The sequence below is a fragment of the Flavobacterium sp. PLA-1-15 genome (assembly GCF_049060005.1).
Taxonomy (GTDB): Bacteria; Bacteroidota; Bacteroidia; order Flavobacteriales; family Flavobacteriaceae; genus Flavobacterium.
In genome coordinates this window covers 31671-44376 of sequence record NZ_JBMGQS010000022.1, presented here as the reverse complement: position 1 = coordinate 44376, position 12706 = coordinate 31671, and the positions used below count along the sequence as shown (strand labels likewise).

General features: G+C 36.3%; 13 protein-coding genes. 6 read left to right on the top strand and 7 right to left on the bottom strand.

Going from position 1 to position 12706, the window contains the following annotated elements; all coding sequences use genetic code 11:
• The first annotated feature begins 101 nt into the window (after positions 1–101).
• The gene (locus ACI6PS_RS12505; RefSeq protein WP_421012910.1) at positions 102–701 is read left to right on the top strand and encodes a ribonuclease HII; all 600 of its coding nucleotides are present in this window, start codon (positions 102–104) and stop codon (positions 699–701) included.
• On the opposite strand, the gene lipB is transcribed toward ACI6PS_RS12505, so the two are convergent.
• Together lipB and ACI6PS_RS12495 are read right to left on the bottom strand one after the other, a co-directional pair.
• Positions 696–1418: a lipoyl(octanoyl) transferase LipB gene (lipB, locus tag ACI6PS_RS12500; protein ID WP_421012909.1), complete on the bottom strand. Its 723-nt coding sequence runs from the start codon at positions 1416–1418 to the stop codon at positions 696–698. The two genes, ACI6PS_RS12505 and lipB, sit on opposite strands and share 6 nt — an antisense overlap.
• 32 nt (positions 1419–1450) lie before the next feature.
• On the bottom strand, positions 1451–2179 hold the full coding sequence (locus ACI6PS_RS12495; protein ID WP_421012908.1) for a hypothetical protein: 729 nt from the start codon (positions 2177–2179) through the stop codon (positions 1451–1453).
• A gap of 197 nt (positions 2180–2376) precedes the next feature.
• On the opposite strand from ACI6PS_RS12495, the gene lysS reads away from it, so the two are divergent.
• Positions 2377–4074: a lysine--tRNA ligase gene (lysS, locus tag ACI6PS_RS12490; protein WP_421012907.1), complete on the top strand. Its 1698-nt coding sequence runs from the start codon at positions 2377–2379 to the stop codon at positions 4072–4074.
• 66 nt (positions 4075–4140) lie between these two features.
• On the opposite strand, the gene ACI6PS_RS12485 is transcribed toward lysS, so the two are convergent.
• The gene (locus tag ACI6PS_RS12485; protein WP_421012906.1) at positions 4141–5748 is read right to left on the bottom strand and encodes a hypothetical protein; all 1608 of its coding nucleotides are present in this window, start codon (positions 5746–5748) and stop codon (positions 4141–4143) included.
• A 181-nt stretch (positions 5749–5929) separates the two neighbouring features.
• Here ACI6PS_RS12485 and ACI6PS_RS12480 point away from each other — a divergent pair, with 181 nt between their 5' ends.
• Together ACI6PS_RS12480 and ACI6PS_RS12475 are read left to right on the top strand one after the other, a co-directional pair.
• Positions 5930–6379, top strand: a complete 450-nt coding sequence (locus ACI6PS_RS12480; RefSeq protein ID WP_421012905.1) for a hypothetical protein — start codon at positions 5930–5932, stop codon at positions 6377–6379.
• Between the two features lie 75 nt (positions 6380–6454).
• Positions 6455–6841: a hypothetical protein gene (locus ACI6PS_RS12475; protein ID WP_421012904.1), complete on the top strand. Its 387-nt coding sequence runs from the start codon at positions 6455–6457 to the stop codon at positions 6839–6841.
• A gap of 47 nt (positions 6842–6888) precedes the next feature.
• Here the strand turns inward: ACI6PS_RS12475 and hemL are convergent, their stop codons facing one another.
• The 4 genes from hemL to ACI6PS_RS12455 all read right to left on the bottom strand — a co-directional run bounded on the left by hemL (position 6889) and on the right by ACI6PS_RS12455 (position 10348).
• Positions 6889–8175: a glutamate-1-semialdehyde 2,1-aminomutase gene (gene hemL, locus ACI6PS_RS12470; RefSeq protein WP_421012903.1), complete on the bottom strand. Its 1287-nt coding sequence runs from the start codon at positions 8173–8175 to the stop codon at positions 6889–6891.
• Positions 8176–8240: 65 nt separating this feature from the next.
• Positions 8241–9110 carry a glucosaminidase domain-containing protein gene (locus ACI6PS_RS12465; RefSeq protein WP_421012902.1) on the bottom strand — a complete coding sequence of 290 codons (870 nt, stop codon included), beginning with the start codon at positions 9108–9110 and terminating at the stop codon, positions 8241–8243.
• Positions 9103–10020: a 1-aminocyclopropane-1-carboxylate deaminase/D-cysteine desulfhydrase gene (locus ACI6PS_RS12460; protein ID WP_421012901.1), complete on the bottom strand. Its 918-nt coding sequence runs from the start codon at positions 10018–10020 to the stop codon at positions 9103–9105. Before ACI6PS_RS12460 ends, ACI6PS_RS12465 begins: the two co-directional genes overlap by 8 nt.
• Positions 10013–10348 carry a hypothetical protein gene (locus ACI6PS_RS12455; RefSeq protein ID WP_421012900.1) on the bottom strand — a complete coding sequence of 112 codons (336 nt, stop codon included), beginning with the start codon at positions 10346–10348 and terminating at the stop codon, positions 10013–10015. The genes ACI6PS_RS12460 and ACI6PS_RS12455 overlap by 8 nt, the downstream gene beginning before the upstream one ends.
• Positions 10349–10376: 28 nt before the next feature.
• Between ACI6PS_RS12455 and ACI6PS_RS12450 the strand changes: the two genes are divergently transcribed.
• Positions 10377–10559, top strand: a complete 183-nt coding sequence (locus ACI6PS_RS12450; protein WP_421012899.1) for a DUF5522 domain-containing protein — start codon at positions 10377–10379, stop codon at positions 10557–10559.
• Between the two features lie 107 nt (positions 10560–10666).
• A complete protein-coding gene (locus ACI6PS_RS12445) occupies positions 10667–12658 on the top strand; it encodes a urocanate hydratase (RefSeq protein WP_421012898.1) in 1992 nt (663 codons plus the stop codon).
• Positions 12659–12706: the final 48 nt, after the last annotated feature.

Genomic DNA, 12706 nt, shown 5'->3' with positions numbered 1-12706 from the left:
TACAACCTCTTTAAAACGCACATAAATTATGGATTTAATAGTTTTGATAAATTAAGTTAACAAGATGTTTTCATTAAGATTTTGTTTTATATTTTTGACACATGCTACTAAATAATTTCTCAGAATTTGAATTTGAAGCCGGAACTGATGAAGCTGGACGTGGTTGCCTAGCAGGACCGGTTACGGCTGCAGCTGTAATATTACACAATGACTTTAGCAATCAACTTCTAAATGACAGCAAACAGTTATCTGAAAAAACAAGAGAACTTTTAAAGCCTATTATAGAAGAACAAGCAATTTGTTATTCTGTAACTCATCTCGAACCCGTAATCATTGATGAAATAAACATTTTAAATGCTTCCATAAAAGCAATGCAGGAATGCATTTCGAAATTAAAAACGACTCCTTTATATATTATCGTTGACGGAAATCGATTTAAACCAGTTGCCAATATCCCACACAGCTGTATTATTAAAGGAGATTCTCTATATACGAGTATTGCCGCCGCTTCGGTTTTAGCAAAGACTTATCGGGATGAATATATGAATAGAATCCATGAGGAATTTCCAATGTATAATTGGAAACAAAATAAAGGCTATCCGACCAAAGAACACAGGGAAGCCATTCGAAAATACGGCACAACAAAATACCATCGAATGAGTTTTCGATTATTATCCGAACAATTAGAATTGGATTTATAAATTAGACACAGCTGGTTGCAAATCAAAATTGCATTCGAAGAGTTGTGCAAAATGCTTTAGGATTCTTTCCTTTACTTCAGCCTCGTCAACTTTTTCCACGCCAAGCTCCACATTTAAGGAAGTAACTGCTTTTCCGCGAATACCACAAGGAATGATATTATCAAAATAACCCAAATCAACATTTACATTTAATGCAAAGCCGTGCATCGTTACCCAACGCGAAGCACGAACACCCATGGCGCAGATTTTTCGGGCAAATGGAGTACCTACATCGAGCCAGACACCCGTTTCTCCTTCACTTCTGGTAGATTTCAAACCATAATCGGCAAGCGTCAAGATAATAGCTTCTTCCAAGAAACGCAAATACTTGTGAATATCGGTAAAGAAATTTTCTAAATCAAAAATCGGATAACCCACAATTTGACCTGGACCGTGATACGTAATATCGCCACCACGATTGATCTTATAAAAAGTAGCCCCTTTTGCTTCCAATTGCTTTTCCGACAAAAGCAAATTCGTGAAGTCGCCACTTTTTCCTAAAGTATAAACGTGCGGATGTTCTACAAACAAAAAATGATTCGGTGTTTCGAAATTGGTTTGTTCCCTCCTATTTCTGATTTTCAAATCTACAATATCTTTGAACAAGCCTTCTTGATATTGCCAAGTTTCGTTGTAATCCTTTAATCCTAAATCCTGAAGTTGTACTGATTTGTTCATGTTGCAAAATTACGATTTAAAATCGAATGGAATCACTTTTCAAGCACCACTTCCAAAAATGCGATTTCAGGGTTATCCAAGCAATCAATTGCGGACATTTTTAAAGTCAACATTTTCTTATCAGCAGACAATAAAGCATCCGGATTCGAAACCGATTTTATTTTTCTTGGAAAATGGTAATTCGCCGTATAACTGAAATTCGAAATATTCAAAACCTGCTTGTAGCTTTGAATGGTTTCTTTGTATTCATCATATCGTGCTTGATTCAAAACCTTAAAATTCCGTCTAAAAATTGTTCCATCAAATGTATAATTCAAATGCGTCCGCTTTCCCTCAGGTTTCATAGGATAATTATGCTGTAAATCATCCACATAATCATAGACATTAGTCAAATCTTCAACTTCATTTATATTTTTGAAAGCCATTGAAACCATTTTCCTATAATCCTTTGCATAAGAATCTTTTTTAGTACGAACTTTTACATTTTCATATCTTCTCATCAACGCCTGATGTTCTGGCAGGAACCGTGAAAAGATTTCCTTTTCTTTTTCAATGACATCCTTTACCACATAAGTCGAATCGGTGAATTCTTCATGCGTGAAGTATTCCTCTTCCATAGACTGCATATAAATATTTTCATCTCGAAGGCATTCAGCCTCAATCCTGCCACTTCCGTCTTCATGGATGTAAATATCTTCCTTGAAATGACAGCTTGTTGCTAAAAACAATACGAAAAATGCTTTGAATAGATTTATTTTCATCGACGAGTATTTTTCTGACATAAACTAACGGAAAAAATTCCACAATCAATCTAGAGTTTCCTTCATTAACCTCTCATTAACATTTTTGGATGTTAGCTTAACCGATAGCTCTTTTTTAATTCAAAAATCCAACCGTTTGAAACATTGCGGCTTTAAAACTTATGCGTTACATTTGCAACTTCAAAAATTACATCAAAATGGCATTATCGGAACAAGAAATCATCAGGAGAGAAAAACTTTCTGCTCTCCGCGAACTCGGCATCAATCCTTATCCTGCGAATTTATTTCCAGTAAACCACACTTCGAAGCAAATAAAGGAAAGCTTTGAAGAAGGCAAGAAGGTGATTGTTGCAGGTCGTTTGATGAGTGTTCGCGATCAAGGGAAAGCCAGTTTTGCGGAATTGCAAGACAGTGAAGGTCGTATTCAATTGTATCTGAACCGAGATGTGATTTGTCCAGAAGAAGACAAGACACTTTACAACCAAGTATTCAAAAAATTGACCGATTTAGGTGATTTTATTGGAATTGAAGGTGAATTATTTACCACAAAAGTAGGTGCTCAATGTATCAGAGTGGATAATTTTTCTGTTTTAAGCAAAACGTTACGTCCGTTGCCTTTACCTAAGGTTGACGAAGATGGAAAAGTGCACGATGCCTTTAATGATGCTGAATTGCGTTACAGAATGCGTTATGTAGATTTAACAGTAAATCCGCATGTTAAGGAAACTTTCATCAAACGCACTAAGTTGTTTACTGCAATGCGAGGTTATTTTAATGATGCTGGATATCTTGAAGTTGACACACCGGTTTTGCAATCTATTCCTGGTGGCGCCGCTGCACGTCCGTTTGTTACACATCACAACTCGCTTGATATTCCGCTTTATATGCGAATTGCAAATGAATTGTATTTAAAAAGATTAATTGTTGGTGGTTTTGAAGGTGTTTATGAGTTTTCTAGAAACTTCCGTAACGAAGGAATGGACAGAACGCATAATCCTGAATTTACCGCAATGGAAATATATGTAGCCTACAAAGACTACAATTGGATGATGGACTTTGCCGAAGGCTTGCTTGAACACTGTGCAATTGCCGTAAATGGAACAAGCGAAGTGACTTTTGGCGAGCATACAATCAACTTTAAAGCGCCTTATGCTCGTGTTACAATGACCGATTCTATCAAGCACTTTACTGGTTTTGACATTTCTGGAAAATCCGAACAAGAATTGTTTGAAGCCGCAAGAGGAATGGGAATTGAGGTAGATAATACAATGGGGAAAGGAAAATTGATTGATGAAATTTTCGGTGCAAAATGTGAAGGAAATTACATTCAGCCAACTTTCATTACTGATTATCCAAAAGAAATGTCTCCGCTTTGTAAAGAGCACCGTGATAATCCAGACTTGACGGAACGCTTTGAATTGATGGTTTGCGGAAAAGAAATTGCAAATGCCTATTCTGAATTGAATGACCCAATTGACCAAAGAGAGCGTTTTGAAGATCAAATGCGTCTGGCCGCAAAAGGTGATGATGAAGCAAATGGAATTATCGACGAAGATTTCCTTAGAGCTTTAGAATACGGTATGCCGCCAACTTCTGGTATGGGAATTGGAATGGATCGTTTGATTATGTATTTAACAAATAATGCTTCGATTCAAGAGGTTTTATTGTTCCCACAGATGCGTCCAGAAAAGAAACAAGTGGAGCTCACAGAGGAAGAAAAATTGGTTATTACACTTCTAAAATCCAATGAAAGTAAAATGGAATTGGGTGGCCTAAAAATGGCATCTGGTTTAAGCGGAAAAAAATGGGATGCTGCCATGAAAAACCTTTCTAAACAAGGCCTGACTAAAGTTTTAGTGGATGGCGATTCAAAAATTGTGGAATTGGTTGGATAATAATTCAACTTAATAATAAAAAAACGGGACTCAATTGAGTCCCGTTTTTTTATCAATGATTAAAAATTAATTCAATTTGTTTAGCACATCTGTATAAGTTCCTGTAATAGTAACGTTGCCATTCTTTGCAACATTACCGTGAACAGTGATGGAAGAATTTGGACCTAAGAACTCCAATTTTGCACCACTGTTTAATGTTAAATTACCATAGATTACGACACTACCTTCTACTCTAAAAGTACCATTCACATGCATTGTCGTACTACCATTTTGGCCTTGAGCCAATGAACCTTTTAAAGTAAAAATTCCGTTGCTATTCACATTTAATTGTTGAGAAACAGATAATGATCCGCAGAAAGTTAAGTTTTGATTTACGTTAATACCTTGCAAAGCCGCAGAACCCTGATAGTTCAACGTTTCTCCTGAGTTCACATTCAACCATTGCCCTCCATTGTAAGCAGCAAAACCTGTACAATCAATAGAAGAGACGGTCACTTTTTTGATGATTTTTAAACCACCTGTACCTGTTGCAACAAAAATATAATCGCCAACACTTTTTACATAATTAGAAGATCCTCCTAATTGGATTGACCCTAATAAATTCAGGTTTCCGCTAACTTTTTTATAAACATAAACCCCCGCAGCACCGTTGGCAACATATACGAAATCTCCGTTTACAGAAACTGCATTTGTAACCACATCATTCTGATCTACATCAGGCAAACCGTTTGGAAGAGATAGTGTTTGCAATAGGCTTCCAGAAGTCAGGTTATATACCTTCAAACCTTGATAACCTTCAGAAACAAGTAAATTATTTCCTTGAAAATCAATTGTTCTTTTTGCATCCAAAACATCAGAAGAGGTAGAAAAAGAAGATTGCAAAGACAAATTATCTGCATTAAAAACTTTCACACCTTCAGATCCACTCAATACAACAATTTTATTATTGATGTGTCCCATGGCTCTTAAATCAGCTATTGCTATCGTAGTTTCAATTGTATTGGTAGTCTTGTCAATTTTAGCAACAACTCCATTATTTCCTGAAACACCAAAATATTTTGAATCGGCTACAGCCAATCCTGTTGCTACATTCCCTACCAATGAAACCGAAGTATAATTAGTAGTAAGCATTCCGTTTTGAAGTGGCATCTTGGCCACAAAAGCAGGAGATGATAAAGTTCCATTACTATCAACATCAGTCGCTCCTGCAATATAGAGCTGACCGTCACGATAAACAACAGTACTAATATCTGTATTGGGTAAAATTGCCTGAACAATTAATTGAGGATTATTAGGCTGAGAAATATCGATAACATCAATTCCACCTAAATAAACATCACCTTGAGTATTATATGAAACGTAAACATAATTATCTTTAACATCGACATGTGAAGCTGTCAATGTTATCCCAGAATAAGTTGGAGGATTGACCTCTGCAAGCAATGACATTGGGAAATCTGACGAAGAACCTCCATCCTTTGCCGCAAGGTTAGCATCAGCTGACAAATTAATGACTCCAGAATTTTCAAAATTCATTCTCTTGGAGAGCTTTTGAATATCTGTATCAAGAATTACTTTTTGTTCTTGATTGTTTACTGAATTGATGTCATCACTCTGACAGGCTTGCAAAATAACGAACGCACCTACTAAAAGTGCAACTAAACTTTTTCTCATATTGAATGTGGGGTTTTCGGCTACAAAGTTACATCTTTTCAAATATCTAAGACAATATTAACTAGCTGTTTAACTGCTGTTTTGTGCCGTTAATCGAATTTAACAAAACGAAAATTTAAACATTCATTAAACCTTTTTTTATATCGAATGTCAAAGTGGTATAACTTTAAAAAATTACATAATGAAAAAATTAATTGCAGGTGCATTATTACTAGTTGGAATGACTGGTTTTGCGCAAGAAAAAGTTTCTTTACAAGACAGAGCTGACAATGAAAAATTTACAGCTGAACAAAGAAATGAATTACAGTTAAAAAAATTGACCCTCGAACTAGATTTGACTGCTTCTCAGCAAAAGGAAATGTCAAAAATTATTGCTGAACAAAACAGTAAGCGTGAAGCTGCAAAGGCTGATTTCAAATCTACAAAAACCAGCAACAAAAAACTCACAGCCGATGAACGATTTGTGATGAAAAACAAAATGTTGGATGAGAAAATTGCAATGAAAGAAAAAGTAAAAAAAGTACTTACTCCTGAACAAGTTGAAAAATGGGAGAAAATGAAGAAAGATAGAAGAAAACACTTTAGAAAGGATCTGAAAAAATTCGAAGGAAAACAAATTGAGAAGAAGTAATAGAAAATAAATGTTGTGTCTTTATCTAAAATTAATTAGATTTGACACAACTAAAAAACTAATTCTTTATCAATTATGAAAAATATATTTGTAGCATTGGCCTTTTTTCTTGCTGTTGGAGCAAGTGCTCAGGTTAAAAAAACTCCTGTAAAAGCAACTCCTGTAAAAGCAACTCCTGCAAAGGCAATTCCTGCTAAAGAATTGACAACCTTAGAGGCTGCTCAGAAAGATTTTACAGCTTTAAATGCGATTGTTAGCATAACTAATGAGTCTACAAAAGCAAATATCATCAAAACTTTCGAAACAAAACACAGGTCTTTGGCTAATGAGGCAAGCTTATCTCAAGATAGAAAAGATGCTCTTTCCGGATTTGTTATTTCTAGACTTGAAGAGCTTTTGGGAACTGAAGATTTTGCAAAATTTAAAGCGAACACCAAATTGTTTGCTCAATTGACAAAATAATAATTTTCATCTTATAAAAAAACGTCCTGAATTTCAGGACGTTTTTTTTAGAATGATTTTGATACTTTTCGTATCGCTTCTATTGTAAAATCTAAATCTTCGTAGCTTAAAGCATCTGTTATAAACCAAGTTTCATAAGCTGACGGCGCGATATAAACACCTTCTTTCAATAGTCCGTGGAAGAATTTCTTGAACAAAGGATTATCTCCTTTTCCAGCCGTTTTGAAATCAACAACTGGATCGGCATCAAAATGAACCGATATCATTGATCCTACCCTATTGATCGTAAATATTACATTATTTTCTTTTAAAACCCTATCAATCCCAGCTTCCAAATAAGCTGTTTTTTCTTCTAATCTTTTGAAAATCTCTTTATCTTCATTCAAAGCCTGCAGCATTGCCAAACCAGCCGCCATAGCCAACGGATTTCCAGACAATGTTCCTGCTTGATAAACCGGTCCAATTGGAGCCAAATAATTCATGATTTCTTCTCGAGCGGCAAAAGCACCAACTGGCAAACCACCACCGATTACTTTTCCAAAACAAACAATATCGGCTTGAATATTATACAACTCTTGCGCTCCACCTTTTGCAAGACGAAAACCCGTCATTACTTCATCAAAAATCAATAAGATACCGTTCTCATCACAAAGCTTTCTCAAAGCTTCCAAAAAGTCTTTTTGTGGTGGAATACAGCCCATATTTCCGGCAACTGGCTCAATGATTATCGATGCGATTTCACCTTTATTAGCATTGATTAAAGTTTCCACTGATTCTAGATCATTATAATTTGCCAATAACGTATCTTTCGCAGTTCCAGCCGTTACACCTGGACTATTTGGCGAACCAAAAGTCACAGCTCCACTTCCCGCCTGAATCAAAAAGGAATCAGAATGGCCGTGATAGCAGCCTGCAAATTTTATAATCTTATCTCTATTGGTAAAGCCTCTTGCCAAGCGAATGGCGCTCATACAAGCTTCCGTGCCTGAATTTACAAACCTGATTTTGTCAATTCCTGGCACCATGTTTACTGCCAAAGCTGCAATTTCAGTTTCCAAAGCGGTAGGCATCCCGAAAGAAGTTCCCAATTTGGCTCTGCTGATTACGGCTTCTACAACCGGCTCATACGCATGCCCTAAAATCATTGGTCCCCAAGAATTGATATAATCGATTAATCGTCTATCGTCTTCATCATATAAATAAGCGCCACGTGCATATTTTACGAAAATTGGCGTTCCTCCTACTGCTTTAAAAGCTCTTACAGGTGAATTTACGCCTCCGGGAATCACTTTTTCTGCTTCAGCAAAAAGCTGACTACTTCTTTGGTATATCATTTTAGATTTCAGATTTCAGATTTCAGATTTTGTTCTCTTTTATTGAACACATCTAAATCCAATAATTATTTTACGATTAATTTTTGTCCGATTGAAAGTGTATTATCGGAAAGGTTATTTTTCTGTTTCAACTGGTCAACCGTCAGATTAAATTTCTTTGAAATGGAATAAAAAGTATCACCTTTCTGCACTTCATATAGATTTCCTACCTGATGATCTGCAATTTGAACAGGCTTGATTGTTTTCTCAGAAGGAACAAAATTATTCCCTAAAACTTCCGCATCATATTGATGCAAATTGTATCTTTCAATGTAGCCAATCAATTTTTCAGGATATTTAGGATCAGTAGCATATCCAGCTTTTCTCAAGCCTCTTGCCCAAGCTTCATAATCATCTTTTTCCAATTCAAAAAGACTTGCATAACGGCTTCTTCCAGTTAAAAATAACGCATGATCTCTGTATGATTCGGCAGGATCATTATATTTTCTAAAACATTCTTGTTCAGCATCATCGTCGTGATGTACGGTTTCTCCTGTCCAACCAGTGTGGCATTTAATACCAAAATGGTTGTTTGATCTTTTGGCCAAATCGCCTCTTCCTGCTCCAGATTCCAAAATTCCTTGCGCCAGAATAATACTTGCCGGAATACCATAGCTTTTCATGTTGCCTTTTGCTACGTTCTTGAATTCCTCAACATACCCAAAAACCACATCACTATAAACAACAGTTTTTGAAGTAGATTCAATCACTTCTTGCTGTCGGGTTGAATTAGAATTTGTCGTAGCGACCGGTTTTTTTGTTGGAACTGGCTTTTTAGTCGCTACCGATTTATTTGTTTTTGGAGGTGTTTTTTTAGTGGTTCGAACATATTTCTTGGATGAATTACAGCCAACGAAAACTAGAATGGTGAGTAGGAATAGGATTTTTTTAAACATCTGTATTTATTTTGGATAATTTCTTTTTTTCGAGCAACTGATTCATTCCTGCGATGCCTTGAATACCACCAGTATGAATGATTAATATCTTGGAGTTATTGGGAAAGTAATTGTTTTGGATCAAATTTATAACGCCAAAAACCATCTTTCCTGTATAAATCGGATCTAAAAGAATTTTAGTTTTCTCTGAAAATTGATTCAAAAACAGCACTAATTCCTCTGTAATTTTCCCGTAACCTCCAAAATGATAATCCTTTATCAGTTGCCAATTATCGTGCTGGGCAAAATTACGAATTTCATTTTGTAAAAAGTCCCCTTTTAACGCTGGAAAGCCCAAAACTTTCTGATTTGGACGAGCACTATTGATTAATCCTGAAATGGTTCCGCCTGTTCCAACTGCACAACATACATAATCAAAAGCAGTATCATCTTTTGTCAAAATCTCTTCACATCCCTTAACAGCAAGAGGATTCGTTCCGCCTTCGGGAACCAAATAAAAATCTCCGAATTTCAATTTTAAATTTTCTAAAAAATCAACATCTGTTTTCTTTGAATAGGCTTCTCTTGAAACAAATTCGAGTTGCATTCCGTTTTCTTGAGCAAACTTGAGCGTTGGATTTTCTTCTATCTTATCTGCCAATTCATCACCTCGAATGATTCCAATTGTTTTGAAACCTTCCAATTTCCCAGCCATTGCAACTGCCGAAATATGATTGGAAAATGCTCCGCCAAATGTCAATAATGTCGAGTGATTTTCTTCTTTTGCTTGAAGCAAATTGTATTTCAGCTTCCTGAATTTATTACCCGAAACAAAAGGATGCATCAAATCTTCACGTTTGATGAAAACATCTATATTTCGTTTTTCGTCTTTGAAAGCAAATTGATTTTCAGACTGTATTATTTCAATCATTTCTCAAGTATTTAAGAAAATTCCAAAATCGCATTTCGTTTAAATAATTCAAATTATGCTCATTTGCATAGGCTTCACGTTCAAAACTTATGTTCCGATACGCTTTATTTTTATCTCCGAATTGCATCCATCGAAACAAAAATTCGAGCAGATACCAAATCAAAAAAGGTAAAACCAACAGCTGAATTTGTTGTTTGATATGGATTTTTTCGTGATTGATGAGCACCTTATTTTCCTTGTCGAAATTATTCCGAAGCATCACAAAAGGGAACAACGTCAAGCCATTATATCCTTTCGGAATTAAATATTTCGTAACGATAACAAACATTCGTTGTAAAGTTTATATTTTTGTGATTATGAACGAGCAAAATAAGGAAAATAAATTAATTGAAGGCGAAGATTTTTATTATACGCCCGAAGGTTACAAATGTTTTACCGAAAAACACCATCTAAAACGTGGTTATTGTTGTAAAAGCGGTTGCAGACATTGTCCTTATGGGTATGATAAAAAAACAGGAACGAACAAAAAGACTTCTTAGATTTTTAGACGTTTTAGATTGAATTAAATTGAAAATAATTTTATAAAAAACATATTGAGTTTACTTTCTTAGAAACTTAGCAACTCAAAAACTTAGCAACTTAAAAAATGACTTTCCAAGAACAAATACAACAAGGAATTCCATCGGTTTTACCACAACCAAAACCTTACGAAACGGCTATTAATCATGCTCCAAAAAGAAAAGAAATCCTTTCGGACGAAGAAAAAAAACTGGCCCTTCGTAATGCTTTGAGATATTTTGAACCAAAAGACCATGCAGTTTTGGCAAAGGAATTTTTAGACGAATTGAATACCTACGGAAGAATTTACATGTACCGCTTTCGTCCGGATTATCGAATGTATGCAAGGCCGATATCGGAATATCCAGGAAAATGCGAACAGGCAAAAGCAATTATGCTGATGATTCAAAACAACTTGGATTATGCCGTGGCACAACACCCTCATGAATTGATTACGTATGGCGGAAATGGAGCCGTTTTTTCGAATTGGGCCCAATACCTGCTTACGATGAAATACCTTTCGGAAATGACCGAAGAGCAAACGTTGGCGATTTATTCAGGCCATCCGATGGGATTGTTTCCTTCGCACAAAGATGCTCCAAGAGTTGTGGTTACAAACGGAATGATGATTCCAAATTATTCAAAACCGGACGATTGGGAGAAATTCAATGCTTTGGGAGTAACACAATACGGCCAGATGACGGCGGGAAGTTACATGTATATCGGACCACAAGGAATCGTTCACGGAACTACGATTACGGTTTTGAACGGATTTAGAAAGATAAAAAAATCACCTTCTGGTGGATTATTTGTGACTTCTGGATTAGGAGGAATGAGTGGAGCTCAGCCAAAAGCAGGAAATATTGCAGGTTGCGTAACCGTTTGTGCAGAAGTAAATCCGAAAATCACCACAATCCGTCACGACCAAGGTTGGATTAATGAAATTTTTGAAAATATTGAAGAATTGGTTCCAAGAGTCAAAACCGCCTTGGAAAATAAAGAAACGGTTTCAATTGCCTATTTAGGAAATGTGGTGGATGTTTGGGAACGTTTTGACCAAGAAAATTTGCACATCGATTTGGGCTCCGACCAAACCTCACTGCATAATCCTTGGGCTGGCGGTTATTATCCAACAGGTTATACTTTTGAGGAATCAAACAAACTGATGGCTAAAAATCCTGAAAAATTCAAACAGGAAGTACAGAGAACCTTACGCCAACACGCAACAGCTATCAACAAGCACACTGCAAAAGGAACGTATTTCTTCGATTATGGAAATGCCTTTTTGTTAGAAGCTTCTCGTGCTGGTGCTGATGTAATGTCTGAAAATCCAACTCTTGGAAGAGAATTCAAATACCCAAGTTACGTTCAGGACATTATGGGACCAATGTGTTTCGATTATGGTTTTGGACCCTTCCGTTGGGTTTGTACTTCAGGAAATCCTGAAGACTTAGCCAAGACCGACAAGATTGCTTGCGATGTTTTGGAAGAAATGATGAAGAATTCTCCAGAAGAAATCCAACAGCAAATGGCCGATAATATCCAATGGATTAAAGGTGCTCAAGAAAATAAATTGGTCGTGGGTTCGCAGGCCCGAATTTTATATGCTGATGCTGAAGGCAGAATCAAAATTGCCGAAGCCTTCAACCAAGCAATTGCCAGAGGTGAGATTGGCTATGTGGTTTTAGGCCGTGACCACCATGACGTTTCCGGAACGGATTCTCCTTACAGAGAAACTTCGAATATCTATGACGGTTCTCGTTTTACAGCCGATATGGCGATTCAAAACGTCATTGGCGACAGTTTCAGAGGCGCCACTTGGGTTTCTATTCATAATGGTGGAGGCGTTGGCTGGGGCGAGGTTATCAACGGTGGCTTTGGTATGGTTCTTGATGGCTCTAAAGATGCCTCAAGACGTTTAGAATCAATGCTTTTCTGGGACGTAAACAATGGAATTTCCAGAAGAAACTGGGCTCGAAACGACGGTGCTATTTTTGCAATAAAACGAGCAATGGAAACGCAACCTTTATTAAAAGTGACCATCCCTAATTTAGTAGACGATGCTATTTTAGATTTTTAGTTTTAAATATGAAAAAAGGAAATAGTGTATATTTATTGGCTCTAGGCT